At 70.5% G+C, this 26,849-nt stretch carries 29 protein-coding genes; 22 read left to right on the forward strand and 7 right to left on the reverse strand.

What is annotated here, in order from left to right:
* The 10 genes from VIG79_RS08905 to VIG79_RS08950 form a co-directional block, all read left to right on the forward strand.
* Window positions 1–208, forward strand: a 208-nt coding sequence (locus VIG79_RS08905; protein ID WP_331884714.1) for a hypothetical protein, incomplete at its 5' end; no start/stop codon positions are given.
* Window positions 209–428: 220 nt separating this feature from the next.
* Window positions 429–1,454 (forward strand): ABC transporter permease, encoded by a 1,026-nt coding sequence (locus tag VIG79_RS08910; protein WP_331884716.1) that lies wholly within the window; start codon window positions 429–431, stop codon window positions 1,452–1,454.
* A gap of 148 nt (window positions 1,455–1,602) precedes the next feature.
* Window positions 1,603–3,339: an ABC transporter substrate-binding protein gene (locus VIG79_RS08915; RefSeq protein ID WP_331884718.1), complete on the forward strand. Its 1,737-nt coding sequence runs from the start codon at window positions 1,603–1,605 to the stop codon at window positions 3,337–3,339.
* Window positions 3,340–3,504: 165 nt separating this feature from the next.
* On the forward strand, window positions 3,505–4,518 hold the full coding sequence (locus VIG79_RS08920) for an ABC transporter permease (RefSeq protein WP_331884720.1): 1,014 nt from the start codon (window positions 3,505–3,507) through the stop codon (window positions 4,516–4,518).
* A 72-nt stretch (window positions 4,519–4,590) separates the two neighbouring features.
* Complete coding sequence (locus VIG79_RS08925) at window positions 4,591–5,676, forward strand: ABC transporter ATP-binding protein (RefSeq protein WP_331884722.1); 1,086 nt, start codon at window positions 4,591–4,593, stop codon at window positions 5,674–5,676.
* A gap of 10 nt (window positions 5,677–5,686) precedes the next feature.
* Window positions 5,687–7,114, forward strand: coding sequence for an oligopeptide/dipeptide ABC transporter ATP-binding protein (locus VIG79_RS08930; protein WP_331884724.1), 1,428 nt, complete (start codon window positions 5,687–5,689; stop codon window positions 7,112–7,114).
* A 26-nt stretch (window positions 7,115–7,140) separates the two neighbouring features.
* Window positions 7,141–8,016, forward strand: a complete 876-nt coding sequence (gene mshB / locus VIG79_RS08935) for an N-acetyl-1-D-myo-inositol-2-amino-2-deoxy-alpha-D-glucopyranoside deacetylase (RefSeq protein ID WP_331884726.1) — start codon at window positions 7,141–7,143, stop codon at window positions 8,014–8,016.
* An 11-nt stretch (window positions 8,017–8,027) separates the two neighbouring features.
* Window positions 8,028–9,044 carry a zinc-binding metallopeptidase family protein gene (locus VIG79_RS08940; protein WP_331884728.1) on the forward strand — a complete coding sequence of 339 codons (1,017 nt, stop codon included), beginning with the start codon at window positions 8,028–8,030 and terminating at the stop codon, window positions 9,042–9,044.
* Window positions 9,041–9,553 carry a flavin reductase family protein gene (locus tag VIG79_RS08945; protein WP_331884730.1) on the forward strand — a complete coding sequence of 171 codons (513 nt, stop codon included), beginning with the start codon at window positions 9,041–9,043 and terminating at the stop codon, window positions 9,551–9,553. Before VIG79_RS08940 ends, VIG79_RS08945 begins: the two co-directional genes overlap by 4 nt.
* Window positions 9,554–9,573: 20 nt before the next feature.
* On the forward strand, window positions 9,574–10,494 hold the full coding sequence (locus VIG79_RS08950) for a DNA-3-methyladenine glycosylase family protein (protein ID WP_331884732.1): 921 nt from the start codon (window positions 9,574–9,576) through the stop codon (window positions 10,492–10,494).
* 91 nt (window positions 10,495–10,585) lie between these two features.
* Here VIG79_RS08950 and VIG79_RS08955 read toward each other — a convergent pair whose 3' ends face one another.
* Window positions 10,586–11,566 carry a GNAT family N-acetyltransferase gene (locus tag VIG79_RS08955; RefSeq protein WP_331884734.1) on the reverse strand — a complete coding sequence of 327 codons (981 nt, stop codon included), beginning with the start codon at window positions 11,564–11,566 and terminating at the stop codon, window positions 10,586–10,588.
* A 136-nt stretch (window positions 11,567–11,702) separates the two neighbouring features.
* Here VIG79_RS08955 and fdxA point away from each other — a divergent pair, with 136 nt between their 5' ends.
* The 3 genes from fdxA to VIG79_RS08970 all read left to right on the forward strand — a co-directional run bounded on the left by fdxA (window position 11,703) and on the right by VIG79_RS08970 (window position 14,670).
* The gene (fdxA, locus tag VIG79_RS08960) at window positions 11,703–12,029 is read left to right on the forward strand and encodes a ferredoxin (RefSeq protein WP_331884736.1); all 327 of its coding nucleotides are present in this window, start codon (window positions 11,703–11,705) and stop codon (window positions 12,027–12,029) included.
* Complete coding sequence (gene dapC, locus VIG79_RS08965) at window positions 12,026–13,135, forward strand: succinyldiaminopimelate transaminase (RefSeq protein WP_331884738.1); 1,110 nt, start codon at window positions 12,026–12,028, stop codon at window positions 13,133–13,135. The genes fdxA and dapC overlap by 4 nt, the downstream gene beginning before the upstream one ends.
* Before the next feature lie 239 nt (window positions 13,136–13,374).
* The gene (locus tag VIG79_RS08970; RefSeq protein ID WP_331884740.1) at window positions 13,375–14,670 is read left to right on the forward strand and encodes a citrate synthase; all 1,296 of its coding nucleotides are present in this window, start codon (window positions 13,375–13,377) and stop codon (window positions 14,668–14,670) included.
* An 18-nt stretch (window positions 14,671–14,688) separates the two neighbouring features.
* Here the strand turns inward: VIG79_RS08970 and VIG79_RS08975 are convergent, their stop codons facing one another.
* From VIG79_RS08975 to dapD, 4 genes are read right to left on the reverse strand one after another with little or no spacing between them, the layout of a single operon-like run.
* Window positions 14,689–15,450, reverse strand: coding sequence for a maleylpyruvate isomerase family mycothiol-dependent enzyme (locus VIG79_RS08975; RefSeq protein ID WP_331884742.1), 762 nt, complete (start codon window positions 15,448–15,450; stop codon window positions 14,689–14,691).
* 59 nt (window positions 15,451–15,509) lie between these two features.
* A complete protein-coding gene (locus tag VIG79_RS08980) occupies window positions 15,510–16,745 on the reverse strand; it encodes an MFS transporter (RefSeq protein ID WP_331884744.1) in 1,236 nt (411 codons plus the stop codon).
* A gap of 28 nt (window positions 16,746–16,773) precedes the next feature.
* Window positions 16,774–17,691: a hypothetical protein gene (locus VIG79_RS08985; RefSeq protein WP_331884746.1), complete on the reverse strand. Its 918-nt coding sequence runs from the start codon at window positions 17,689–17,691 to the stop codon at window positions 16,774–16,776.
* On the reverse strand, window positions 17,669–18,625 hold the full coding sequence (gene dapD / locus VIG79_RS08990; RefSeq protein ID WP_331884748.1) for a 2,3,4,5-tetrahydropyridine-2,6-dicarboxylate N-succinyltransferase: 957 nt from the start codon (window positions 18,623–18,625) through the stop codon (window positions 17,669–17,671). Before dapD ends, VIG79_RS08985 begins: the two co-directional genes overlap by 23 nt.
* A gap of 139 nt (window positions 18,626–18,764) precedes the next feature.
* Between dapD and dapE the strand changes: the two genes are divergently transcribed.
* The 6 genes from dapE (at window position 18,765) to VIG79_RS09020 (ending at window position 23,340) form a co-directional block, all read left to right on the forward strand.
* Window positions 18,765–19,829, forward strand: a complete 1,065-nt coding sequence (gene dapE, locus VIG79_RS08995) for a succinyl-diaminopimelate desuccinylase (protein WP_331884750.1) — start codon at window positions 18,765–18,767, stop codon at window positions 19,827–19,829.
* Window positions 19,829–20,626 carry a TIGR00730 family Rossman fold protein gene (locus VIG79_RS09000; protein WP_414672609.1) on the forward strand — a complete coding sequence of 266 codons (798 nt, stop codon included), beginning with the start codon at window positions 19,829–19,831 and terminating at the stop codon, window positions 20,624–20,626. The genes dapE and VIG79_RS09000 overlap by 1 nt, the downstream gene beginning before the upstream one ends.
* Before the next feature lie 64 nt (window positions 20,627–20,690).
* Complete coding sequence (locus VIG79_RS09005; protein WP_331884754.1) at window positions 20,691–21,068, forward strand: DivIVA domain-containing protein; 378 nt, start codon at window positions 20,691–20,693, stop codon at window positions 21,066–21,068.
* The gene (locus VIG79_RS09010; protein ID WP_331884756.1) at window positions 21,069–21,530 is read left to right on the forward strand and encodes an SRPBCC family protein; all 462 of its coding nucleotides are present in this window, start codon (window positions 21,069–21,071) and stop codon (window positions 21,528–21,530) included.
* The gene (locus tag VIG79_RS09015) at window positions 21,527–22,120 is read left to right on the forward strand and encodes a DNA-3-methyladenine glycosylase I (protein ID WP_331884758.1); all 594 of its coding nucleotides are present in this window, start codon (window positions 21,527–21,529) and stop codon (window positions 22,118–22,120) included. The genes VIG79_RS09010 and VIG79_RS09015 overlap by 4 nt, the downstream gene beginning before the upstream one ends.
* The gene (locus tag VIG79_RS09020) at window positions 22,117–23,340 is read left to right on the forward strand and encodes a hypothetical protein (protein WP_331884760.1); all 1,224 of its coding nucleotides are present in this window, start codon (window positions 22,117–22,119) and stop codon (window positions 23,338–23,340) included. The genes VIG79_RS09015 and VIG79_RS09020 overlap by 4 nt, the downstream gene beginning before the upstream one ends.
* Before the next feature lie 9 nt (window positions 23,341–23,349).
* Here the strand turns inward: VIG79_RS09020 and VIG79_RS09025 are convergent, their stop codons facing one another.
* Window positions 23,350–24,192: an enoyl-CoA hydratase/isomerase family protein gene (locus VIG79_RS09025; RefSeq protein ID WP_331884762.1), complete on the reverse strand. Its 843-nt coding sequence runs from the start codon at window positions 24,190–24,192 to the stop codon at window positions 23,350–23,352.
* Between the two features lie 189 nt (window positions 24,193–24,381).
* On the opposite strand from VIG79_RS09025, the gene VIG79_RS09030 reads away from it, so the two are divergent.
* Window positions 24,382–24,555, forward strand: a complete 174-nt coding sequence (locus VIG79_RS09030; RefSeq protein WP_331884764.1) for a DUF3117 domain-containing protein — start codon at window positions 24,382–24,384, stop codon at window positions 24,553–24,555.
* Window positions 24,556–24,678: 123 nt separating this feature from the next.
* Here the strand turns inward: VIG79_RS09030 and VIG79_RS09035 are convergent, their stop codons facing one another.
* Window positions 24,679–25,311: an O-methyltransferase gene (locus VIG79_RS09035; protein ID WP_331884766.1), complete on the reverse strand. Its 633-nt coding sequence runs from the start codon at window positions 25,309–25,311 to the stop codon at window positions 24,679–24,681.
* A 213-nt stretch (window positions 25,312–25,524) separates the two neighbouring features.
* Here VIG79_RS09035 and sigE point away from each other — a divergent pair, with 213 nt between their 5' ends.
* Both sigE and VIG79_RS09045 read left to right on the forward strand, forming a co-directional pair.
* Window positions 25,525–26,208, forward strand: a complete 684-nt coding sequence (sigE, locus tag VIG79_RS09040; RefSeq protein WP_331884768.1) for an RNA polymerase sigma factor SigE — start codon at window positions 25,525–25,527, stop codon at window positions 26,206–26,208.
* 4 nt (window positions 26,209–26,212) lie between these two features.
* Window positions 26,213–26,839 (forward strand): zf-HC2 domain-containing protein, encoded by a 627-nt coding sequence (locus VIG79_RS09045; protein ID WP_331884770.1) that lies wholly within the window; start codon window positions 26,213–26,215, stop codon window positions 26,837–26,839.
* Window positions 26,840–26,849: the final 10 nt, after the last annotated feature.

Consider the following 26,849-nt stretch of genomic DNA (forward strand, 5'->3'; position numbering starts at 1 on the left):
GGCGGCGGAGGCCGAGGGAACGTCCGACACCACGTCCCGCAACCGGGCGTGGGGCGACCTCGACGCCACCCTGACGACGGCCGGCGACGTGGTCCCCCTGGCCGAGCGGCAGCGCGTACTGCTGCGCGGAACCGGCATCCAGGCCTATCGAGTGAGCGCTCTTCTCGGGGGTCTCCCTGACCTTGCGAGCATCACCGTCACCCGCTGACGACGCCATCCCCACCGGCCCCCGGGGCCACCCTCGTACGACCTCCTCACAGAAACGTCCCAGGGACGCCATGGTTCGGTCACGATCCGGCGACGTATTGCGTTCTCGTTTCGGTAGGTGGACGGGCTGGACTATGGTTTCGACGTTCAGGAGGTGTTCACCAGGCGGCCGCGGGACTGCCGAGGGATCCGCCCCAGGCCCCCACCAGTGAGGACGACGGATGACGATTGCCCCGGGTACGGGTCAGGAAGACACCGGCGCGATCCTGGAAGCGGCGGAGACCGCCGCCATCGACGGGGCCGTCGCCATCAAGGGACGTACCCCGTGGCAGATCGTCTGGGGCCGCCTGAAGCGCGACAAGGTCACCATGGTGGCGCTGATCGCCTCGTCGCTCATGATCCTCCTCGCCATCCTCTCGCCCCTCCTGGCTCATTTCGGCATCATCGACCCCGACCTCAACCACCCCGACCTCGTCACCGGCCTCGGGTCGCTGCCCGAGGGCTTCGGCGGGGGGATGAGCTTGGAGCACTGGCTCGGGGTCGAGCCGGGCACCGGTCGCGACATCTTCGCCCGCATCCTCACCGGGCTGACGACCTCACTCACAGTGGCCATTCTCGCGACGATGATCTCGCTGCTCATCGGAGTCATCCTCGGGATCATCGCCGGCTTCGCCCGCGGCCGCACCGACTGGTGGATCAGCCGGTTCATGGACCTCGTGCTCAGCTTCCCGAGCACCCTGATGCTGCTCTCCCTGCAGCTGATCCTCGTCCAGCTGATCGCCGACGCCATGGGCCAGTCGGCCAGCGCTGCACCACCCAAGCTGGTCTTCATGGTCGTCGTGCTCGGCTTCTTCGGCTTCCCGCAGATCGCCCGCATCATCCGCGGTCAGGTCCTGTCCCTGCGCGAGCGCGAGTTCATCGAGGCGGCCCAGTCCTTGGGTGCCAAGCGCGGGCGGCTCTACTTCAAGGAGCTGCTCCCCCATCTCTGGGCGCCGATCCTCGTCTTCTCGACGCTCATCATGCCGGCCAACATCGCTGCCGAGGCGACGCTCGGCTTCCTCGGCGTCGGCCTGAACCCGCCGGCCGCATCGCTGGGGTCGCTGCTCAACGCGTCCGTGAACTACGCGCTGCCGGACCCCGCGTACTTCCTCTTCCCCGGTCTGGCCGTGTTCTTCGTCGTGCTGGCGTTCAACCTGCTCGGTGACGGCCTGCGCGACGCGCTCGACCCCAAGTCGGGACGCTCGTGACGGTGTCCCCCCACGTCGGTGACGCTGCGGTATCACCGACCTCAGTCCGCATCGTGACCGACCCGGGTCACGATGTTCAGCCCGTGGCAATCGTCTCGGGAAGGTCCATCACGCCGTTCGTGGTGGAAAGTGCACACAAGGAGAACACATGATGCGCACCAGGAAGGGCGCGACCGGTCTCGCCCTTGGCGCGGTCGTTGCCCTCGCGGCGGCGGCGTGCAGTAGCTCGGGAGGTGGCGGTGGATCCGCGACGTCGAGCGCTGCGGCCGCACCTCAGAAGGGCGGGACGCTTTACACCCTGAACCTCGGCCCACACAACGGCCTGGACCCGCAGGCGAGCTACGTCGGTGCGGACATCGAGTTCGCCTCCCGCGCGTACGCCCGCAGCCTCGTCACCTACTCGGTGGGTGCGGACAGCAAGCTGGTCCCCGACCTCGCGACCGACACCGGTCAGGTGTCCGACGGTGGCAAGACGTGGAAGTTCACTCTCGTCGACACCGCCAAGTGGCAGGACGGCCAGAAGGTCACCTGCGACGACGTCAAGTACGGGATGTCGCGGACCTTCGCGACCGACGTGATCTCCAACGGCCCGACCTACATCCTTCAGTACCTCGACGTGCCGAAGGACGCCGACGGCTCGTCCGCCTACAAGGGCCCCTACAAGGGCACCGGGCAGGACCTGTTCGACAAGGCGATCACGTGTGACGGCCAGACCCTGACGCTGCACTTCAGCACCCCGTGGGCGGACTTCAACGTCGCCACGGCGTCGCTCGCGGCGTACTCGCCGTTCCGCAAGGACAAGGACAAGGGTGACAAGTCCCTGTTCGACGTCTTCAGCAACGGTCCCTACATGCTCGAAGGCACGTTCGACCCGAACAAGGGTGGCACGTGGGTCCGCAACCCGAACTGGGACGAGAGCACGGACAAGGTCCGCAAGGCCTACCCCGACAAGATCGTCGACGTCGAGGGGATCCAGAGCGAGCAGGTCTACCAGCGGCTGATCGCCGACGGTGGCGAGGACAAGACGGCCATCACCTGGACGACGGCCCCCCCGGCTGCCCTCCCGCAGATCGCGTCCAACCCGTCCGCGGCCGGCCGCACGATCAACACCGACGCCCCTTACGTCGACTACGTGCAGCCGAACGTCACCTCCGAGGTCATGAAGGACCCGAAGGTGCGTCAGGCCTTCGCGATGGCGACCAACCGTGACGCCTACGTCACAGCCAACGGCGGCAAGCAGGTCATGACGCCGACCTACATGATGTGCAACCCGGTCATGAAGTGCTACAACAAGGACTTCAACCCGTTCGGTGCGCCCACTGCGGGTGACCCGGTCGCGGCGAAGAAGGTCCTGCAGGACGCAGGCAAGACGCTCCCGATCAACATCACGGTCGCGTACCGGAAGACCGCCACGCGTGACGCCTCCTTCGCGGCGCTCAAGCAGACGTGGGACCAGGCCGGCTTCAACGTGACGCTCGAGGGCGTGGCCAGCACCGGCTACTACCGTCAGATCTCGAACGTCTCGTTCAAGAACCGTGACGCGTTCTACGCCAGCTGGGGTGCTGACTGGCCGTCCGGCTCGACGGTGCTCCCGCCGCTGTTCGACGGTCGCGTCAACCTGACGCCGACGAGCTCCAACCAGGACTACGGCTGGTACAACAGCGACGCCGTCAACAAGGCGTTCGACGCTGCCTACCTCATCCCGGAGTCCGACGCCCGCGAGAAGGCCTGGGGCGACACCGACCAGCAGATCAGCAAGGATGGCGGTGTCATCCCGCTGGTCAGCCAGAAGTTCACCTTCGTCAACGGCTCCGGCGTCAAGGGTGCCCAGGTGAACGCACAGTTCGGCGGCTACCTCGACCTCGCCACCATCTCGGTCAAGTGACCTAGGACCGTGCGGGTGGGCTCCGGCCCACCCGCACGGTTCGGCGGCACGACACTGCTGACACCACACGCCGTGCCGGGCGGGGGAGTTGCTTCTCCCGCCCGGCATCGCGTAGACACGGAACGTCTCTGAGAGGCAGGTGAGTGGCCCCACCGGGTCTGCGCCATGTTCTTCTACATCGTCCGACGGCTGATCTCCGTCGTCGTCATGCTCCTCGTCATCAGCGCCACGACGTTCCTCATCTTCTTCGCCTCCCCCATCGACCCCGCCTCCCTGACGTGTGGCAAGAGCTGCACCCCTGCGGTCATCGAGGGCAACCGGATCAAGATGGGCTACAACGACCCCGTGCCGGTGCAGTGGCTCAAGTTCATCCAGGGTCTCTTCGTCGGACGCGACTATCCGGACAACCCCGAGGTCAAGGCGAAAACTCCGCAGCTGGTCACGCACTGCGACGCACCCTCGCTCGGCTACTCCACGGTCAAGACCAAGTGCGTGACCGACATCGTCAAGGAGTCCCTGCCGATCACCGCGTCCATCGCCATCGCCGCCTTCATCCTCTGGATCGTCACGGGCGTCCTCTTCGGCATCATCGCCGCGCTCAACCGAGGGCGATGGCCGGACCGATTCCTCGTCGGTCTGGCGCTCGTCGGCTACTCGGTGCCGAGCTTCTTCATCGGCGTGCTCCTGCTGACCTTCGTGTCCATCAAGTGGCAGCTGTGGCCCCTACCGGTCTACACACCACTGACCGAGAACCCGGCACTGTGGGCGCAGGGCCTGGTCCTGCCCGCGCTCGCCCTCGCCGCCGTCTTCGCCGCCAGCTATGTCCGGCTGACCCGGGCATACATGCTCGAGACCATGTCCGAGGACTACATCCGCACCGCGCGCGCCAAGGGTGTCAAGGAGACGACGGTCATCCGTCGGCACGGCCTGCGCGCCGCCCTGACGCCGATCGTCACCGCCGCGGGCCTCGACCTCGGAGGCCTCCTCGGCGGTGCGATCATCAGTGAGCAGGTCTTCAACTTCACCGGGCTGGGATGGCAATCCATCCAAGCGATCCAGAACAGCGATCTGCCGATCATCGTCGCCGTCGTCGTCGTGGCGTCGTTCTTCATCGTCATCGCGAATCTCGTGGTCGACGTGCTCTACGGTGTGATCGACCCCCGGGTAAGACTGTCCTGACGGACCGCAACCCAGCGGACCCCCCAGCATCTGACCGCCGGCCGACACCCAGGGTCGAAGGAGAGCACCACCATGGCAGTGCGCGACGCGACGACAACCGAACAAGCCCCCGCATCCGGCTCCGCGGCAACCGCCGCGGGGTACCTGGAGCTGCGGGACGTCAAGGTCCACTTCCCGACCGACGACGGCGTGGTCAAGGCGGTCGACGGCCTGAGCTTCACGCTGGACCGAGGTCAGACCATCGGGATCGTGGGGGAGTCCGGCTCGGGCAAGTCGGTGACCAGCCAGGCCATCCTCGGCCTGCACCGCCGCAGCCGGGCCAAGACGTCGGGGTCGATCTTCCTCGACGGCGAGGACCTCATGACGGTCAGCACCGAGCGCCTGCGCAACCTGCGCGGCAACAAGATGGCGATGATCTTCCAGGACCCGCTGTCGGCGCTGCACCCGTACTACACGGTGGGCACGCAGATCGTCGAGGGCATCCGGGTGCACCACTCCGACATGTCCAAGGCCGCGGCCAAGAACCGCACCATCGACCTGCTCGGCCGCGTCGGCATCCCGAACCCCAAGAAGCGGTACGACCAGTACCCGCACGAGTTCTCCGGTGGTATGCGCCAACGCGCGATGATCGCCATGGCCCTGGCCAACGACCCGTCGCTGCTCATCGCCGACGAGCCGACGACCGCCCTGGACGTGACCGTCCAGGCGCAGATCCTCGACCTCATGCGCGACCTGCAGCAGGAGTTCGGCTCGGCGATCATCATGATCACCCACGACCTCGGCGTCGTTGCGGAGATGGCCGACGAGATCCTCGTCATGTACGGCGGCAAGGCCGTCGAGCACGGCACGGTCGACCAGGTCTTCTACACCCCGGAGCACCCGTATGCGTGGGGCCTGCTGACGTCGATGCCGCGCCTCGACCGGGTGCGCAAGGAGCGTCTCGACCCGATCCCGGGCAACCCGCCTTCACTCATCAACGTGCCGTCCGGCTGTGCGTTCCACCCGCGCTGCGGGTACCGCTCTGAGGTGCCCGACGACGACTGCAAGACCAAGGTTCCTGGGCTGGACGACGCCGGCGGCGAGCACTTGGTGCGGTGCCACATCCCCCCGCCGCGACGGCGCGAGCTCTACGAGACCGACGTCAAGCCGCGGCTCTGAGGAGGACCCTATGAGCAGCTACGACAACGAGGCCGACAACCCGGAGCAACGCGAGGACCGCCGCGAGGGCAACATCCTCGGCGCGACCCCCGGGCCCTACGACGACACGGAGCAGGCTGAGAAAGACAGCCGCTTCTCGCCCCGCCCGACCCCGGAGGGCGCGGACGACAATGAGCTGACCCCCGAGGAGGCGGCGGAGGAGCGGGCTCGGCTCGCCGAGCACCCTGACGAGCGGGTGACGCCGAGCGCCGAGCTCGAGGCCGCGCGGGTGTCGCAGGAGGTCGCGGACGACGCTCCGCACAGCCTTCCGGCCGATGCCACCACCGAGGAGTTCACCGAGGCGACGACGCCCGACGACTCCCAGGGCACGGCTCCGGTCGACGTCGACGAGGTGGTCATCGTCCGCGACGCCGACACCGGCCGGATCGTCGAGAGCTCGGCTTTCACCGGCCCGCCGCTCTTGAGGATCACCGGGCTGCAGAAGCACTTCCCGCAGTACCGCCAGACGCTCATCAAGCATGTGGACGCCCCCGTCAAGGCCGTCGACGGGATCGACCTCAGCCTGTGGCCCGGGGAGACCGTCGGACTGGTGGGGGAGTCCGGCTGTGGCAAGTCGACGGCGGGCCGCACCCTGTTGCGGCTGCTCGAGCCGACCGGCGGAACCATCGAGTTCGCCGGCAACGACATCACGCACATCAGCGGCGACAAGCTGCGCAAGCTACGTCGTGAGATGCAGATGGTCTTCCAGGACCCCTACGGCTCCCTGAACCCCCGGCAGACGATCGGGTCGATCATCGCCGCTCCCTTCGACATCCAGGGCATCAAGCCCGAGGGCGGAACCCGGAAGACCGTCCAGGGCCTCATGGAGCGCGTCGGGCTCAACCCGGAGCACTACAACCGCTACCCCCACGAGTTCTCCGGTGGCCAGCGCCAGCGCATCGGCGTCGCACGGGCCATCGCCCTGAAGCCGCAGCTCATCGTCTGCGACGAGCCGGTGTCGGCCCTCGACGTGTCGATCCAGGCTCAGGTCATCAACCTGCTCGAGGAGATCCAGAACGAGCAGAACCTCGCTTATGTCTTCATCGCCCACGACCTGTCCGTGGTCCGGCACATCTCCGACCGTGTCGTCGTGATGTACCTCGGGAAGGTCATGGAGGAGGCGCCGCGCGACACGCTCTACGAGCACCCGCTGCACCCCTACACCCACGCCCTCCTCTCCGCGGTCCCCACCCCGGACCCGAACAAGGAGGCCATGAAGGACCGCATCCTCCTCAAGGGCGACCTGCCGTCACCGCAGAACCCGCCGAGCGGCTGCGTGTTCCGGACCCGGTGCCCCAAGGCGCAGCAGAAGTGCGCCGACGAGGTTCCGCTTCCGGTCGAGAAGGCTCCGGGCCACCGAGTGGCCTGTCACTTCCCCGAAGAGCGCCAGATCGTCTGAGGCCGCCCGCACACCAGTCCCGGGCAATGAGTCGGCTGCTGTTCGTCCACGCCCACCCGGACGACGAGACCCTGACGTGCGGCATCACGATGGCCCATCACGTCGCCCTGGGCGACGAGGTGCACGTCCTCACCTGCACCCTTGGTGAGGAGGGCGAGGTCGTCCCACCGGAGCTGGCCCACCTACAGGGCGCGCAGGGCGACCCGCTGGGTCCGTTCCGGCTCGGCGAGGTGCGTGAGGCGATGCGCCGCCTGGGCGTGCACCACGCTGTTCTCGGAGCGGACGAGGCCGCCGGACGGCTGTCCCGTTTCCGGGACACCGGCATGGTGGGTATGCCCTCGGCCGAACACCCTCGCGCGTTCGGGGCAGCGGACGTCGAGGCGGTCGGCTCCCTGGTGGCGGACCACCTGCGTGCCCTGCGTCCGGACGTCGTCGTCACCTACGACTCGACCGGGGGTTACGAGCACCCCGACCACGTGCAGACCCACCGGGTGACGATGGCGGCGCTGCGGCAGCTGGGGGCCGGCGAGCGACCCGCATACGCCTTCCACATCCACACCCTGCGGTCCTGGGTGCTCCCCGACCGCCGTTGGCTGCGGGAGCACGTGCCACCGGGTCTCGGACTCGCCTACCCCGCGGACGACGACCCGATGATCTCCTCGACGGTGGCCGACGACCTCGTCACCCACGTGGTTGTCGACCCGGTGCACCTCCCCGCTCAGATCGACGCCCTCGACGCGCACCGGACGCAGCTGCGGGTGTGGCCCGGTGGGTACTACGCGCTGACCAACGACCTTGCCGCGCGGCTGGCCGGCCGTGAGGCGTTCATCCGGGTCGACCCGGCGACGGGCGAGCGGATCGCGAGCGGGACCGTCGAGAGCGGCCTGCTCCCCGCTCGCTAGGCTCGGACGTTGTGCGTGACTTCGCCTGCCCTCACTGCGGCCAGCGGCTGGCGTTCGAGAACTCGGTCTGCCTCGCCTGCTCGAACGGTGTCGGCTTCGACCTCGACCTGCTCGACTTCATCGTGGTCGACCGGGACGGCACCGTGGCGGGCGAGTCGTCGCGCACCATGTGCGCGAACCTCGACACCGCCGGCTGCAACTGGGTCGTCGCCACCACGGGAACCCTCTGTCGGTCCTGCTCGCTGACGCGTACGCGGCCGGCCGACGGCGACCCGGAGATGCCGGCGTTCGTGGCGGCGGAGCGGGCGAAACGGCGGCTCGTCGTCGAGCTGGTCGAGCTGGGCCTACCGATCACCGACCGGCGCGCGGACCCCGACAAGGGACTCGCGTTCGACCTGCTCTCGAGCCACCAGGTCGCCGTGACCACCGGCCACGACTCGGGGGTCATCACCCTCGACCTCGCCGAGGGTGACGACGTGCACCGGGAGCAGCTGCGCATCTCGATGGACGAGCCCTACCGCACCCTGCTCGGCCACTTCCGGCACGAGATCGGGCACTACTACTACGCCGTCCTCGTCGAGGACGTCGCTGAGCAGCAGGAGTTCCGGATCCGGTTCGGCGACCCGGGAGCGAGCTACCAGGCCGCGCTGGACCGTCACTACTCGCAGGGGGTTCCGGGCGGATGGGAGTCGGACTACGTCTCCTCCTACGCGACGATGCACGCCGCCGAGGACTGGGCCGAAACTTTCGCCCACTACCTGCACGTCCGTGACACCGTCGACACCGCGGCCGCCTTCGGCTTCGCGCCCGCGGGCTCGACGGCGGCCAGCCCGATGAACGGGCCGGGCGGTTTCACCCGGCTCGTGGAGCTCTGGATCCCGTTGGCGTGGGCGCTCAACATGGTGAACCGTTCGATGGGGCACCGCGACCTGTACCCCTTCGCGCTGTCCCCTCGGGTGCTGGAGAAGATGGCGTTCGTGCACCGCCTGGTGACCCAGGTGCGCGACGACGTCGCGGTGGCGTCGTGAGCGCCGCGCATCTCGAGCCCTACCGGGAGCCGTCGTCCGACGTCTACCGGCTGGCGGTCGGGCGCCTCGCCACCGGCGTCACCATCGTCACCAGCCGCCTCGGCACGACCGACCACGCGATGACCGCCAACGCGCTCGCGTCGGTGTCCTTGGAGCCGCTGCTGGTCCTGGTCTGCGTCGAGCGCGAGGCCCGGTTCCACGACGCGATCGTCGAGAGCGGCCTCTGGGGCGTCAGCATCCTGCCGGCCACGGCGCGGGCCACGGCCGACTGGCTGGCGACTCGCGGCCGGCCGCTGCACGGCCAGCTGGAGCGCGTCCCCACCCATCGGGGGGTGACCGGGGTGGCCCTTCTCGACGACTCGCTGTCCACGCTGGAGTGCGAGACGACGGACGCCTATCCCGGAGGCGACCACACCATCGTCGTCGGGCGCGTCGTCTCGGTCGAGATCAGCGACCACGCCGGCGACGCCCTGGTGTACTACCGCGGCCGTTACGACACCCTGGCCTGAGTGCGCTGAGACGGGCTGACGTGGGCTCCGAGCGGCTGGCGCTGCCGCCGCCGTACGACCTGGCCTGGATGACGTGGTACCTCTCGGCCCACGCGGTCGCGGGTGCCGAGCGGTACGAGAACGGCCGGTATGCGGGTGCCGTCCGGACGCCGGACGGTCCGGACGTCGTGGTGCTGGACTTCGGCTCCCGGACCGGCGAGGTGGTCGTGACGTCGGAGCGTTCCGGCCGCCCGGCGCCGGAGCTGCTGACCCGCATCCGGTCGCTGCTCGACCTCGACGCGGACGCGGCCGGGATCGCCGACCACCTCACCGAGGACCCGGCGCTGGCGCCGGCGGTGGGGGCGGCTCCCGGCGTGCGGGTACCGGGGGCCCTCGACGGCTGGGAGCTGCTGCTGCGGACCATGGTGGGGCAGCAGATCTCGCTCGCCGCCGCGCGGACCCACCTGTCCCGGTTGGTGGCGGCCCTGGGCGAGCCGGTCGAGGGCACGGACGACTGGCGGCTCGTCCCGTCCGCGGGTGTGGTCGCGGAGCGGGGCCGTGAGGTGCTCGCCGGACCGCGCGCGCGGGTGGAGGCCGTGGTGGCGGCCGCGGCCGTGGTCGCGAACGGATCTCTCGACCTGTCGGCGGGCCGCGACCCCGACACGCTGCGCGCCGACCTCCTCGGGCTGCGCGGGATAGGCCCGTGGACCGCCGCCTATGTCGCGATGCGGCTCGCGCACGACACCGACGTACTGCTCACGACGGACCTCGTCGCCCGTCAGGGGGCCGACGTGCTCGGCGCCGACCTGGCGAAGTCCGAGCGCTGGTCGCCGTTCCGCTCCTACGCCACGATGCACCTCTGGCGAGCGGCGCTCGCGGCGAGGCCCGGGCACCGCTCGCCCCTCAGGTCAGAGCGAGGTCATGAGTCGTGCCGCGCGTCACGTCACCTCGGCGGCTCGTGATCACGACGACCGGCGTGACATGACCGGGACGTGACCCGACGGGTGACCACCGACGCGGCTCGGCGTCAGCGGCGCCCGCGGTATGCCGGGGTTAGCCGCGACGCAGGTAGGCGTAACGGTGGTGCGGACGAAAACCCTCGGACTCGTACAGCCCGATCGCGACCTCGTTCTCGGCCTCCACCTGCAGGTACATCGACGGCATGCGCCGTTGTCGGGCCAGCAGACCCGCGGCGTGGACGACGGTGCGGCCCAGCCCGCGTCCGCGCAGTGCCGGGTCCACCCAGAGGGCCTGGAGGCCGCCCCACCCGGGATGGACCGACATCCGGGCGACCGCGGTGAGGGCGCCCGTCCGGTCGGCGGTCGAGAGGAACAGCTGCCCGGGCGACCCCGTGAGGAGCTGCTCGGTGACGCCCGGCAGGGTGCTCCGCTGCTTCGCGTAGGTCGCCAGCCACGCCGGCTCGAGCGACGCCGAGACGTGGACGGCCGCGGCGCTGTCGGTCAAGGGGTCGATGTCGGACGACGCCGCCGTCATGACGACGGTCGGCGTGACCTCGCGGTACTCCCGCTCGACCAGGAGCATCCCGAGAGGGTCGTCGGCGGCGTTGCGGCTCGGCGGCAGGTCGAGGTGCACCTGCGACGGCAGCCCGCGCGCGGCGTACCACCCCTCGACGTGCTCGACGGAGCTCTCCATCGACGAGCCCGAGTCGCCCAGCGGGAGAACGGAGTTGCCGCGCCCAGTGAACCCGGACGATGCGCGCAGCACCCAGTCGCCGAGCCACTCCTCCTCCACCGCCCGCCACCCGTCGGCCATCAGCCGTTCGAGGTCCAACGTCGAGATGGCGGTATGCGGACGGCCCCGTCGCACGGGGGCGGGCGGGACGGCCTTGACGACGACGACATCGGCTCGCCGGACGTGCACCGGCCCGGCGATGGCCTCGACCGTGAGCCCCTGGTCGTCGACCGCCGTGACCACGCCGATGACGTCGGTGAGGGGCGGCTGCGAGCCCTCGGGCCGTCGGTACCGGACGACGACGCGCCGGCCCACCTGCTCCGGGCGGTCGGGCACGGTCATCGGAGATCCCCCGGTCGATGTGGCGATGAGATGTGGCGATGAGCACGGTCGCCCTCGCGACCCCGACACCCCGAGAAGGGTGGCGACTCGGCATACTAGGCACTGAACATCCGCCGCGCAGGAGGACTGCAGTTCCATGACCTACGTCATCGCCCAACCGTGTGTAGACCTGAAGGACAAGGCCTGCATCGAGGAGTGCCCGGTCGACTGCATCTATGAGGGCGAGCGGTCGCTCTACATCCACCCGGATGAGTGCGTCGACTGCGGTGCCTGCGAGCCGGTGTGTCCCGTCGAGGCCATCTACTACGAGGACGACGTCCCGGAGCAGTGGACCGAGTACTACAAGGCCAACGTAGAGTTCTTCGACGACCTGGGGAGCCCGGGAGGCGCCGCGAAGATGGGCGTCATCGCCAAGGACCACCCGATCATCGAGGCGCTGCCCCCGCAAGAACACGACGAGTGAGCCGTCAGCTCGCCGCGGAGCTCCCCGACTTTCCCTGGGACACGCTCGAGCCGTACAAGAAGGTCGCGCAGGCGCACCCTGACGGGATCGTCGACCTCTCCGTGGGCACCCCGGTGGACCCGACGCCCGCCATGGTCCGCGAGGCGTTGACGGCCGCGTCGGACGCCCCCGGTTACCCGCAGACCTGGGGCACACCCGACCTGCGGGAGGCCGTTGCCGGCTGGTTCGCGCGCCGACGCGGCGTTCCTGACGTCGATCCGGACGGCGTGCTGCCGACCGTGGGCAGCAAGGAGCTGGTGGCGTGGCTGCCGACCCTGCTCGGCCTCGGCGTGGACGATGTGGTGGGCATTCCCGCGGTCGCCTACCCCACCTATGACGTCGGCGCCCGTCTGGCCCGGGCGACACCCGTGGTGGTCGACGGACTCGCGGCCTACGGCCCGCAGACCACGGCCACCCGACCGAAGCTGCTATGGCTCAACAGCCCGAGCAACCCCACGGGGGCGGTCCTCGGCGCGGCGCACCTTGCCAAGGTGGTCGCCTGGGCTCGCGCCAACGGCGTCGTGGTGGCCTCGGACGAGTGCTACGCCGAGCTGGGCTGGACCGACGCTCCCGTCCCGAGCATCCTCGACCCGCAGGTGTGCGGCGGTAGTCACGAGGGTCTGCTTGCCGTGTACTCGCTGTCCAAGCAGTCGAACCTCGCTGGGTACCGCGCGGCTTTCGTCGGCGGGGACGTGGCGCTGGTGCGCCGGCTCCTCGAGGTGCGCAAGCACGCGGGGATGATCGTCCCGTGGCCGGTCCAGCGCGCGATGCTCGCAGCCCTCGGCGACGACGCCCACGTCGCCGCACAGAAGCAGCGGTATGCGGGCCGCCGGACCTCGCTGCGTGAGACGTTGGAGCGGGCCGGGTTCCGGATCGACGCGTCCGAGGCCGGGCTCTACCTGTGGTCGACGAGGGGGGAGGACGCGTGGGCGAGCGTCGCGTGGCTGGCCGACCGCGGGGTGCTCGTGGCGCCGGGGACGTTCTACGGCGCGGCGGGGGCGCAGCACGTCCGGGTGGCGTTGACGGCGACCGACGAGCGGATCGAGGCGGCCGCCTCCCGCTGGTGAGGCCCAGCCCAGGCCGACCGCTCTTCCGCGACCGGACTCAGATGTTCATCGGTTCGGGACGGCCAAGCTCGAAAACCGGGGGAACATCTGAGTTCGGTCGCCGAAACGGGTAACCATCTGAGTCCGGTCGCGGGACGCCCGGGAAGGTGGACGCCGCATACAGGTCGCTCGCTGCTCTGCGGTAGCGTCGAGAGCCAACACGCCGGCCCACCCTGCGGGCCGGCCGAGGAGGAACCCAGATGAGCACGCACGTTGCCGAGGCCAAGCTCACCGTCGAGGACAAGAGCCTGACCCTGCCTGCTGTCCACGCCACCGACGGTGCCGACGCGTTGGGGATCTCGGCGCTGCTCAAGGACACCGGCACGGTCACCTACGACGCCGGCTTCGTCAACACCGCGTCGTGCAAGAGCGCCATCACCTACATCGACGGTGACGCGGGCATCCTGCGCTACCGCGGGTACCCGATCGAGCAGCTCGCGCAGAAGTCCTCGTTCGTCGAGGTGTCCTACCTGCTCATCTACGGCGAGCTGCCGAGCCAGAGCCAGCTGGCGGACTTCGAGGACCGGATCCGCCGGCACACGATGCTGCACGAGGACCTCAAGGCGTTCTTCTCCGGGTTCCCTCGTGACGCCCACCCGATGCCGGTCCTCTCGTCGGCGGTGTCGGCGCTGTCGACCTTCTACCAGGACAGCCTCGACCCCTTCAACAAGGAGCAGGTCGAGCTCTCCACCGTTCGGCTGCTCGCGAAGCTGCCGACCATCGCCGCATACGCGCACAAGAAGTCCGTCGGGCAGCCGTTCCTCTACCCCGACAACTCGCTGTCGCTCACCGAGAACTTCCTGCGGATGACGTTCGGGTTCCCGGCCGAGCCCTACGAGATCGACCCGACCATCGTCAAGGCGCTCGACCTCCTGCTGATCCTCCACGCCGACCACGAGCAGAACTGCTCGACGTCGACCGTTCGGCTGGTCGGATCGGCTCAGGCCAACATGTTCGCCAGCGTCTCGGCCGGTATCAACGCCCTCTTCGGTCCGCTGCACGGAGGCGCCAACCAGGCTGTGCTGGAGATGCTGGAGAAGATCCAGAACGCCGACTACGACGTCGACACCTTCATGAAGAAGGTGAAGAACAAGGAGGACGGCGTCCGTCTGATGGGCTTCGGGCACCGGGTCTACAAGAACTACGACCCCCGCGCGGCGATCATCAAGGAGACGGCCGACGAGATCATCAGCAAGCTCGGCGGCGACGACGAGATGCTCGACATCGCCAAGCAGCTCGAGGGCATCGCGCTGTCCGACGACTACTTCATCGAGCGCAAGCTCTACCCCAACGTCGACTTTTACACCGGCCTGATCTACAAGGCGATGGGCTTCCCCAACAAGATGTTCACGGTGCTCTTCGCCATCGGCCGGCTGCCGGGCTGGATCGCCCAGTGGCGCGAGATGATCGAGGACCCGGAGACCAAGATCGGCCGGCCGCGCCAGGTCTACACCGGCGCGACCGAGCGCGACTACGTCGAGCTCAACCACCGCTGAGCCGGGTCACGACCCGGCTCAGAACCCGGGGAAGGCCTTCCGGAGGTCGCGCAGCCGCTCAGCGTCGCCGGAGACCGACGACGGGGTGTGCGAGGGGTCGAGCCGGCCGTAGACCAGCCGGACGAAGGCCTCGGCCGGGAGGGTCAGGTCGGCGGCGGCCACGCCGTCGACCAGCTGCACCGACAGGTCCGGCTCGAAGGTGACGCGGTAGGTCCTGGCCGGCTCGGTGGTGGCGACGACGACGGGAGTCGCTCCCGCCCCCGCCTTGGCGGCCCGGCTCGCGGTGGCTGGGAGGGTGTCGACGATGAGGTCGACGGCCTCCGGTGACACCGTGGCTTCGGGGTCCAGCGCGACGGCGATGTCCCACGTGTGGACGGCGTGCTCACTGAGCCGCATCGCGGCCAGCCCGTCGAGATCACGGGTCGCGCCGAACATCTCCACGGCGAACGCGTCCCGCTCGTCGACCGGAATGCCCTCGATGCGCGCCACGAGGCTCTCGTTGGCGGCGACACTGTCGGCGACCTGTTCCGCCGGCGGCTTGGCGTTCCAGCGGTCCCAGATCGCGAGGAACGCGTCGTGGTCCGGGGGCTCGGCCCCGTCGATGCCGGCGTCGAGGAAGAGGTTGAAGATCTCGGCCTGGCTGCCCAGGTGGGAGGCGACGTCGGCGATGCTCCACTCGTCGTCGTAGGAGCGGTCGCGGACCGCGGTGTCGCCTAGCGGGCTGACGACCGAGGCGAAACGCTGCTGGGACTGGCGGAGGGCATCGATGACCGGGCTCATAGAAGGGTCAATCACTTCCGGCCCGGATTTATTCGCCGCCGCTCGGTGTCTGGTCGTCCTCAGTGCCCGGTCGTCAGGTCGGGGGCGCTGCGGCCGAGGAGGCTGGGAACTCGACGCAGCGCCATCGAGCAGCCGAGCGCGGCGACGAACAGCACGCCCACGACCGTGACGACGCGATCCCACCCGCCGCGGCTCCAGGCGACCCCGGACAGGGTGCCGAACACCGAGGACCCGAGGTAGTAGGCGAGCAGGTACAGCGACGCGGCCTGTCCGGGTGCCCCGGCGAGCAAGGCGGCCCGCGCCGACGACCACCCGCTGGCCACGCCGTGTGCCGCGAAGAAGCCCACCGTCTGGACGGCAATGCCGACCACGACGACCCACAACGGCTCGGCCAGGGTGAGGAGCAGGCCGCCGATGGCGATGACGAGACAGAGCGGGAGGACCGCCCGACGCCCGACCCGGTCGACGAGCACGCCGGCCACCGTCGACCCGACGGAGCCCAGCGCATACGTGAGGAACACCAGGCTCGCGACTCCGATCCCGAGCGAGTACGGGGAAGCGGCCAGCCGGAAGCCGAGGGTGTTGTACGTGGCGACGAAGCCGCCCATCGCCAGCGCGGCGACGGCGTAGACCAGCAGCAGTCCTGGGTCGGTGGTGACGGCACGGGTGCGGGCCCAGGCGCCGGCGAGCCCCCCGGTGGAGGGTCGGAAACCCCGAGAGGCCGGGAGGCTGAGCAGCACCAGCGCCGTGCACACCACGCCGAGCGCGGCCACCGACCCTACGGCCCACCGCCAGCCGGCGACCTGCGCGACCCCGCCCGACAGCAGACGGCCGACCATCCCGCCGATCGCGGTGCCGCCGATGTAGAGCCCGGCCGCGCGGCCCTGGGAACCGGCGTCGAGCTCCTCGCGCAGGTACGCCAGGGCCACCGCCGAGAACCCCGCCAGCGCGAGGCCCTGGAGGAACCGCAACGTGAGCAGCACCGGCCAGCTCGGCGCCAGGGCGCACGCGATGCCGACAACGCTGGCCGCCACGAGGGACGCGCGCATGAGTGGCGTGCGGCCGACCCGTTCGGTCAGCGGCCCCACGACCAGCAGCGCGATCCCGATCCCCAGCGTGGCGGCGGAGACACTCAGCGCGCTCCCAGAGGGGGAGAGGTCGAAGTCGGCGGCCAGCTCGGGCAGCACGGCCTGGGTCGAGTACAGCTCGGCGAACGTCGCGACCCCGGCCGCGAAGAGTGACAGGGTGACGCGCCGGTATCCGGCGCTGCCCGGTCGGTACCCCTCGAACGACACGGGCGACAGACTCTCACCCGACGCGGTGTCAGGCCGTGGGCGTGGCCAACCGGATGGTCACCGTCGTGGGGGAGGGCGCGGTCTCCCCGGTCGACCACGACTCGGCCGAGCCGCCGGTGCCCCTGGTCCACGCGCGGTCGCCGACCTGCACGCGGTCGACCCCGTAGGCCTCGGCCCGCGCCACGCCCCACTGCCCGGCCGCCCAGGCGAGCTGGTCCGACGGGGCCGAGATGGTCAGGGTGGAACCGTCGACGGTGGCCGTCACCCCGAGCTGCGAGTCCAGGTCGGCGGCGACCGTCGCGGCGGGGGAGACCGTCGTAGCCGGCCGTAGCTGGCATACGACACCGGCGGGGGTCTGGCCCCGCAGCGTCGAGGCGAGGGTGCGGCCCTCCTGCTCGTGGTCCGCGTAGGCGCCGGGGTAGGCGCTCTTCTGGACCTTCTGGGCGACCTCGGTGATGACCATCGACTCGTACCCGTCGACCTTGACCAGGGCGTCGTAGAACCCGTTGGTCGAGTGCACCGGGTCGAGGATCTGCTCGCGGGTGCCCCAGACCTTCATGCTCGGCCGCTGCTGGAACAGGCCGACGGAGTCGCGGTCGCCGTAGTTGAGGTTGCGCAGCTTCGACTCCTGGATCGACGTCGTGATGGCGATGGACGCGGCCCGCGGCGGCAGCCCGCGCTTGTCGGAGACGGCCGCGATGAGGGCGGCGTTGGCGACCTGCTCCGGGCTGAACGTCACCGACCCGGCGGAGGTGGTGGCGGTACAGCTGGGCGAGAACAGCTCGCCCTGCAGCTTGGTCCAGACGGCGTAGGCCGAGCCCCCGACGATCCCGAGGACGACGAGGATGGTGACCGGCGCGAGCCAGCGACGGCGCCGACCGTCGCGGTGGCGGGTGCGCTCGTCGACGTCCCGGGACCCTCGGTCAGACGTTGGCGTGGAGGACATCGTTCAGCCGGATGCCCGAGCCGGAGCGGTCGCGCGCCTCGACGGTGCCGGTGACCGAGTTGCGGAGGAACAGCAGGTTGTCGCGTCCCGAGAGCTCGCGCGCCTTGACGACCGCCCCGTCGGGCAGGGTGACCTTCGTCCCCGCCGTGACGTAGAGGCCGGCCTCGACCACGCAGTCGTCACCGAGGGCGATCCCCAGGCCGGACTGGGCGCCGAGCAGGCAGCGCTTGCCGACCCGGACCCGGTCCGTGCCGCCACCGGAGAGGGTGCCCATGATCGACGCGCCACCGCCCACGTCGGACCCGTCGTCGACGACGACGCCCTGCACGATGCGGCCCTCGACCATCGAGATGCCGAGGGTGCCGGCGTTGTAGTTGCAGAAGCCCTCGTGCATGACCGTGGTGCCCTCGGCGAGGTGGGCGCCGAGGCGCACGCGGTCGGCGTCGGCGATGCGAACGCCGGTCGGCAGCACATAGTCGGTCATCCTCGGGAACTTGTCGACAGAACGGACCTCGACCGGCCCGTCGGCGAGCAACGACAGGCGTACGGCCTCGAAGCCCTCGGGGAGGCAGGGTCCGCGGTTCGTCCACACAACGTTCGCCAGCTGCCCGAAGATCCCGTCCAGGTTGATGGTGTTCGGCGGCACCAGCCGGTGCGACAACAGGTGCAGGCGCAGGTAGGCGTCGGCGGCACCGTCCGGCGGCGCGTCCAGGTCCACGACGGTCCGGACCACCGCACGGCGGGTGTGCCGCACCGCGTCCTCGTCGACGAGCGCGCGCAGGGCGCGGGGTGGTTCGCCGTCGTCGCCGGGCGGGTCGCCGAGGGCGGGGGCGGGGTACCAGGCATCGAGGACGACACCGGGGCGCGGGGAGGAGTCCGTCGTCACGGTGGCGACGCCGTCACCCCAGGCCTGGAGGGGTCCGTGGCTGGTCATGGCGGCAGCCTAGCCAGCCGCGCCATCACCGCCCGAACCCAGCGGCCGAGAGGCCAAGTTCGGCCGGTATGGGTGGGGTCAGAGCGGCCGAACTTGGCCTCTCGGCGGGCTGGAACGGGTGGGCGCTAGCCTGCGGAGCATGCCGACCCTCGACCTGGACGCCGACGTCGTCACCCTCACCGCGGCCCTCTGCGACATCGCCTCGGTGAGCATGGACGAGGACGCCGTCGCCACCGCGATCGACGCGGCGCTGCGGCCACTCGGCCACCTCACGGTGACCCGCCACGGCAACACGGTGGTCGCCCGCACTGAGCTGGGCCGCGCCGAACGGGTCGTCCTCGCGGGCCACATCGACACCGTCCCCCTCACCGACCCGCCGAACCTGCCCACCCAGCGGGTCGGCGACGAGCTGGTCGGGCGGGGAACCGTGGACATGAAGGGCGGCGTCGCCGTCCAGCTCCGGCTCGCGCAGCAGGTCCGCGAGCCGTCGCGCGACGTCACCTACGTCTTCTACGAGGGCGAGGAGATCGACGGCGAGTTCAACGGGCTGGCCCACCTGGTCCGCGACCGGCCGCAGACCCTCGACGCCGACTTCGCCGTCCTTCTCGAACCCACCAACGGCGCGGTCGAGGGCGGCTGCAAGGGCACCCTGCGGGCCGAGATCGTCACCAAGGGGGTCGCCGCGCATTCCGCGCGCCCCTGGAACGGCCACAACGCGATCCACGACGCGGACCAGGTGCTGCACCGGCTGACCGCCTACGAGGCGCGGACCGTCACGGTGGACGGCCTCGACTACCACGAGGCCCTTCAGGCGGTCGGCATCCAGGGCGGCATCGCCGGGAACGTCATCCCCGACCGTTGCGTCGTCACCGTGAACTACCGGTATGCGCCGGACAAGTCGGGTCCCGACGCCGAGGCCCACGTGCGGGAGGTGTTCGACGGCTTCGAGGTCGTCGTCGCTGACAACGCGCCGGGCGCCCGGCCCGGGCTCACGCTCCCCGCGGCCAAGGCCTTCGTCGATGCGCTCGGCGTCCCGGTGGGACCCAAGGAGGGCTGGACCGACGTCGCCCGGTTCTCGGCCCTCGGGGTCGCCGCCGTGAACTTCGGACCCGGCGACCCGAACCTCGCGCACACCGACGACGAGCGCGCGCCGGTCCAGCAGTACGTCGACGCGGAGCAGGCCATGCTCCGGTGGCTGGCGTGATCGAGCGGCGCCAGCCCGCCGGGGACGATGAGAGCGCCACCTCCGAACCGAGCCGACAGGTCGGACCGGTCACCGTCCGCGGCGACCAGGTCCCGCGGACGACCACCGACCAGCGCCTCCTCGATGCCCCGCCGCCCGGTGAGCTCGCCGACTGGCTGCACGCCGACCCGTGGCGGGTGCTGCGGATCCAGAGCGAGTTCGTCGAAGGGTTCGGGACCCTCGCCGAGCTCGGACCCGCCGTCAGCGTGTTCGGCTCGGCCCGTACCAAGCCCGACCACCCGACCTACGAGCTCGGCGTGCGCGTCGGCCGCGCCCTCGTGGAGGCCGGTTACGCCGTCATCACCGGCGGCGGTCCCGGAGCCATGGAGGCGGCCAACAAGGGCGCCTGGGAGGCCGGTGGGACCTCGGTCGGTCTCGGCATCGAGCTGCCGTTCGAGTCCGGCCTGAACCCCTACGTCGACCTCGGCGTGAACTTCCGCTACTTCTTCGCCCGCAAGACGATGTTCGTCAAGTACGCGCAGGGGTTCATCGTGCTGCCCGGCGGCTTCGGCACGCTGGACGAGCTGTTCGAGGCGCTCACCCTGGTCCAGACCCGCAAGGTCACCTCGTTCCCCATCGTGCTCATGGGGACCGACTACTGGGGCGGCCTGTTCGACTGGCTCCGCAGCACGGCCCTGTCCAACGGCACGGTCAACGCCGCCGACCTCGACCTCCTGAGACTCACCGACGACGTCGACGAGGCCGTCCGACACGTCACCCAGGGGGCCACCGACATCGAGCCGCACCCAGCCGAGTAGGGCGAACCAGCCACGCCGGTCCCTCCCTGAAGCCACTGACGACTCGACGTGGCACCATCGTCCGGTGATCTGGTTGGCCCTCTTCGTCGCCGTCGTCGTGGCGGTCATCACCGCGGCCGCCGTCCTCGGACGGGTCGACGGCTCGCTGGCCGACGCCACGACGACGATGAGCCACGTCCCGCTGCCCGACGACCAGCTCACCCCCGACGACATCGACGCGCTGCGGTTCGACACGGCGATGCGCGGCTACCGGATGAGCCAGGTCGACGCGGTCATCGACCGGCTGCGCCGCGAGATCGGCGACCTCGACGACGAGCTGTCCCGGGCCCGCCAGGCGGGCCGCGCACTGGGTACCACGGCGACATCCCCCGGGTCATCCGAGTCCTCCGAGTCCCCCGAGTCCCCCGACGACCTCGGCGGGACCGAGGCGGAGCGGGCCTGAGTGGCCCCCGTCGAGGTCTGGCGTACCGTCCCCACACCGCTCGATGCGGTGTGGGACACGCTGACCGACTTCGCCGCCTACGGACGCTGGATCCCGCTGACCTCGATGCGCACCGACCCGGGGCCGGCCCGGCTGGGGTGGGGGTTCGGCGGCTTCACCGGTCTCGGCCCGGTCGGCTTCCTCGACTCGATGCTCCTCGTGAAATGGCAGCCACCGCTGGGCGGTGAGGCCCGGTTCGCGGTCCGGAAGACCGGGCGGGTGCTCCGGGGGTGGGCGGACGTCCACCTGGCCGCCACCGGTGCCGGCGGCACCGACGTGGCCTGGCGGGAGGAGATCGTTCCCCGTCCGGAGATCATCGGCCGGCTGGTCGCACCGGCTGCCGACCGCGTCACCGCGCGGCTGTTCGCCGACGCCCTGGACGGCATGCTCGCGGCCGCGGCGACCCGGTCGACGTCGTCATGACCGACGTCACCACTGCTGGGCTGCTGGTCGGACCGGACGGGGTGCCACGGTGCTCCTGGGCCGGTTCCGCCCCCGAGTACCTCGCCTACCACGACGACGAGTGGGGCGTCCAGGTCCACGGCGAGACCGCCCTCTTCGAGCGGTTCACCCTCGAGGCCTTCCAGTCCGGTCTCTCGTGGATCACCATCCTGCGCAAACGGCCCGCCTTCCGTGCCGCCTTCGCCGCGTTCGACGCCGAGCAGGTCGCCAGCTTCGACGACACCGACCGGGCCCGGCTGATGGCCGACGCGGGGATCGTCCGCAACGCGCGCAAGGTGGACGCGGCGATCGCCAACGCCCGCGCGGTTCTGGACCTGCGCGAGGACGGCGGGCTCGACGCGTACGTCTGGTCGTTCGCCCCCCAGCGCCACCAGCCGCCCCGGAGCACCGCGGACTTCCGCGCCACCAGCCCCGAGTCGGTCGCCCTGGCCAAGGGGCTGAAGCACCGCGGGTTCGTGTTCGTAGGGCCCACGACGGCGTACGCGGCGATGCAGGCCTGTGGGCTCGTCGACGACCATGTCGCGGGCTGCTTCCGCGCCGCCGCGACGTGACCCTGCCGCAGCTGGGGACGCGTGGAGGCACCCGCGCTGGGACGGCGAGGTTCCTGACCTACGTGCTCCTCGCGTATGCGGCGTGCCGCCTGGTCAGCGGCGTCCTCCTCGCGATCGTGGCCATGCGGCAGGTCCCGACGGGGTGGACCGGCCCGGACGTCAGCTACCTGACGTTCACCGCCCAGTGGGACGGCCAGTGGTACCTGCACATCGCGGAGCAGGGGTACCCGAAGCGGCTCCCCACCGACACCAACGGGCTGGTCCAGCAGAACGCCTGGGCGTTCTACCCGCTGTTCCCGTTCCTCAGCCGCATTCTCATGGACCTCACGCACCTCGACTTCTACTGGGTCGGCTCGACGCTGTCGCTGCTGCTCGGGTTCGTCGCCGCGGGCGCCATGGCGCTGCTGCTCCGTGACCGGATCGGCTCGCGGTTCACCATCGCGACGGTCGTGCTGTGGGCGAGCCTGCCGGCGGCGGTGGTCCTCCAGGTCGGCTACACGGAGGCCATGGCGATGGCCCTCCTCACGCTGTTCCTCCTCGCGCTGAGCAAGGAGCGATGGCTCTGGGCCATGTCGCTGGCGCTGCTGCTCGGGCTGACGCGCCCCATCGCCGTGCCGATCGGTGCCGTCACCGTCGTGGCGCTCTGGTGCCGGTGGCGGGCCAGGTCCGAGCGGCCGCTGGTGGCCACCGAGATCGGGGCCGGTGTCGCCGCCCTCGCGGGGTGCGTCGTCTCCGGCCTGCTGTGGCCGGCGATCGCCGGCGCGGTGACCGGCCAGGCCGACGCCTACACGGTGACCATGTCGACCTGGCGGGGGAGCCGGGAGATCGTCCCGGTCAAGCCGTGGCTGGACATGTCGCGGTACTACTTCGGCCAGAGCTGGGGCCCCGTCTGGCTGACCGTCCTCTTCGTCGTCATCGCCGTCATGGTGCTCGGCCCGTGGGCGACGCGACTCGGACCGCAACTACGGACTTGGTCACTGGCATACCCGTTGTACCTGTTGGTCGTCCTCGACCCGTTCACCTCGATCTTCCGCTACCTCATCCCGCTGTTCCCGCTGGCGGCCGTGCTGATCGGCGCTGCGGGCTACCCCCGATGGCGCACCTGGCGACGCTGGGCGTGGGTCCGGTTCGGGGTGCTGCTCGCCCTGTTCGTGGTCGGGCAGTGGTACTGGATCGACGTCCTGTGGCGGTTCGTGCCGCCGACCGACTTTCCGCCCTAGGGACGCGACTCAGCGGCCCTCGAAGACCGGCTTCTCCTTCGCCAGGAACGCGTCGACGGCGGCCCGATGGTCCGCGCTCGCCCCGGTGAGCGTCATCAGCTCCGCCTCGTGCGCGAGGGCGGTCTCGAGATCCTGGCCGGCACTCGCGGCCACGGCCCGGCGGATCGACCCGTAGGCCAGGGTCGGGCCGGCCGCGAGGGTCCTGGCGAGCTCGGAGACGGTCTGCTCGAACTGGTCCGCCGGGACGACCTGGGTCACCAGGCCGAGGCTGAGGCACTCGTCGCTCCCGATGGTGCGGGGGAGCATGAGCAGCTCCTTGGCCTTGGCGGTGCCGACCAGCCTGGGCAGCCACCACGAGGACCCGGTGTCGCACGAGAGGGCGATCGCGGCGAACGCGAGGTTGATCCCGGCGCCCTCGACGAGGATCCGGACGTCGCAGGCGAAGGCCATCGACGCCCCCGCGCCCGCGGTCACGCCGTTGAGGGCCGCGACCACCGGCTTGTTCATCGTCGCGAGCAGCATGGCGACCTTGTTGTAGTGCTCGACGACGGTGCTGCCCAGCGCCTCGTCGCCGCGCATCAGCGCGCCGATGTGCTCCTTGAGGTCCTGGCCCACGCAGAACGCCCGGCCGCGGCCGGTGAGGACGACGCACCGCACGGCGGGGTCGTCGGCCACCTGCTGGAGGATCTCGAGCAGCCGGACCTTGAGAGCGAGGTCGACGGCGTTCATCGCGTCCGGCCGGTTCAGCACCACCGTCGCCACGCCGCCGTCGACCCGAAGCTCGACGGTCCGATCGGCAGTGTCGGCCGTGGGCTCGGGGGTCGCTGCCTGCTCCTGCGACGTCGTCGTCATCGGTCCTCAACTCCTTCGTCCGGGCGCTTGCCCCAACCCGGCTCGCCAGTTTCCGCCGCACTCATCATCGTGCCCGACGACCGATTTCGTCTCGCCACAACGGGCAGGTGATAATGGTCTCCAGCAGTTTCCAGGTGATGCTCGGCGTTCTCACCACTCAGGTCGGACCATTCTGAAGGAAGGCCAAACATGGCGGCGATGAAGCCCAGGACGGGCGACGGACCTCTCGAGGTGACGAAGGAGGGTCGCGGGATCGTCCTGCGCATGCCGCTCGAGGGCGGTGGCCGACTGGTGGTCGAGATGACGCCCGACGAGGCCGCCAACCTTCGCGACGCGATCCAGGGGTGCGACGGCGTGGCCTGAGGCCACCGTCAGCGTGACGACGCCCCCCGGCCGACCTCGGTCCGGGGGCGTTCCTCTGCCCGCAGCCTCCGGAGGGGCGGGGATCACCGAGATCGCCGGGCCTCCGGGCCTCCGGGCCCAGGATCAGCGCTTGACCGCGACGAGCAGCCCGTCGCCGGCGGGGAGCAACGTCGTGAAGAACCGCTCGTCCGCGCGGATCGACTTGCCGAGGTCGCGCAGCACCTTCGTGGTGTCGTCACGCGCGGCCGGGTCGGCCACCTTGTCGTGCCAGAGCATGTTGTCGATGACCATGACACCGCCGGAGCGCAGCAGGCGGGACGCCTCCTCGACGTAGCCGGGGTAGCCCTCCTTGTCGGCGTCGATGAGCACGATGTCGTAGGCGCCGTCGGTCATCCGCCGCAGCACGTCGATGGCCCGTCCGGTGATCACCCGGGTGCGCTGGTGGGCGACGCCCGCTGACGCGTACGCCTCCTTGGCCGACCGCTGGTTCTCCGCCTCGATGTCGATGGTGGTGAGGATTCCGTCGGACGGCATGCCCTCGAGGAGCCAGAGCCCCGAGACGCCGGCCCCGGTCCCGACCTCGACGACCGCCCTGGCGCCCACGGCTGCGGCGATCATCCGCAGGGCGGCCCCTCCCCCCGGGCCGATCGGCGTACAGCCCAGCTCCTCGCCGCGGTGACGTGCCTTCTCGGCGATCTCGCTCTCCGCGACGAAGTCCTCGGCGTACCCCCAGCTGGCCGCCTTCTGTGCGCTCATGGCTCGACCCTACTCGGCCGGAATCCTGGGCATCTGCACGAACCGGAGCACGACTCAGCCCCGAGAGGGGGCTCCCAGATCAGGGGCGGGTCAGGGTCGGCCCGGATGGTTGGCTGGCTCCTAGGGGAGGCACAGTAAACTCATCAACTCCTCGGGAACTCTGAGGCATACCGGTTCGTCAGACGACCGGATACCTCTCGAAAGGCGTATCACGTGACCGACACCCTGACCGCACAAGCGGGCCTCAAGGATGCGGCCTCCTCCGACGACTCAAGCCTCGACTCGACCGGCGACTCGACCCTCGACACCGCCGCCTGGACCCCTCCCACCTGGGAGGAGATCGTCCAGCAGCACTCGGCGCGCGTCTACCGGTTGGCCTACCGACTCACCGGCAACCCGCACGACGCCGAGGACCTCACCCACGACGTCTTCATCCGGGTGTTCCGGTCGCTGAACTCCTACACGCCCGGCACCTTCGAGGGCTGGCTGCACCGGATCACGACCAACGTCTTCCTCGACAAGATGCGTCGCAAGCAGCGGATCCGCTTCGACGCCCTCCCCGAGGACGCCGGCAGCCGGATGGCCAGCCGCGAGCCCGGGCCGGCCCAGACCTTCGACGACACCCACTTCGACGACGACGTCCAGAAGGCGCTCGACGCCCTGCCGCCGGACTTCCGCGCGGCCGTCGTCCTCTGCGACATCGAGGGGCTCTCCTACGAGGAGATCGCCGCGACGCTGGGCGTCAAGCTCGGCACCGTCCGCTCCCGCATCCACCGAGGCCGCGCGCAGCTGCGCGAGGCGCTCGCCCACCGGGCTCCGCAGCGCGAGATCGTCGCCGCGGGCTCTACCTCCCGTCCCGCGATCCGTCCTTCCGGTGTGCTGTCGGGGGCGCGCTGACCGGATGTCTCGTCACCTCGGTATGCAGGTCAGCGCGTACGTCGACCATCGGCTCGACGCGCGGGCGGAGCATGCCTTCGACCAGCACCTCGCGGTGTGCCTCGTTTGTCGGCACGCCGCCGACGAGGAGCGGCGCCTGCTGACGTCGCTGCGCTCCGGCCCCACCCCCGGTTTCTCGGCGGACCTCCAGACCATGCTGCTGGCGATGGCCCAGCCCGCTCCGGCGGCTCAGTCCGCCGCGGTCTCCACGGTCCCGGACGAGACGTTCGCCGCGGCTGCGGTCCCCACCGGCTGGCTACGATCGCGCTCCCGGCCGAGCGGCCCACCCCCGATCCCACGGGCTCCCGAGTCGGTCCGCCAGCTGCGCGTCCCGACCGTGGCGCCGGCCTCGCCGGCGCTGCACCGGTCTCCTCGCCGTGCCGCGGCGATCGCGGGTCTCGCCGCGGGCGCCTCGGCGGCCGCCGCCATCGGCCTGGCCGTCGTCGGCCCGGGTCCCGGCGCCTCGGCCTCGCTCCGGTCGACGCCACCTCGGACGTCGGGAGCGAGCGTGACCGCCGTTCCCGTGACGTTCGTCGCGTCCGGACTCACGTCCTCACCACTGCGGCAGGCGCTCCAGCGCCCGGGGCGGTGAAACAGACCTC

This window comes from Lapillicoccus sp. (genome assembly GCF_036559105.1).
GTDB lineage: Bacteria > Actinomycetota > Actinomycetes > Actinomycetales > Dermatophilaceae > Lapillicoccus.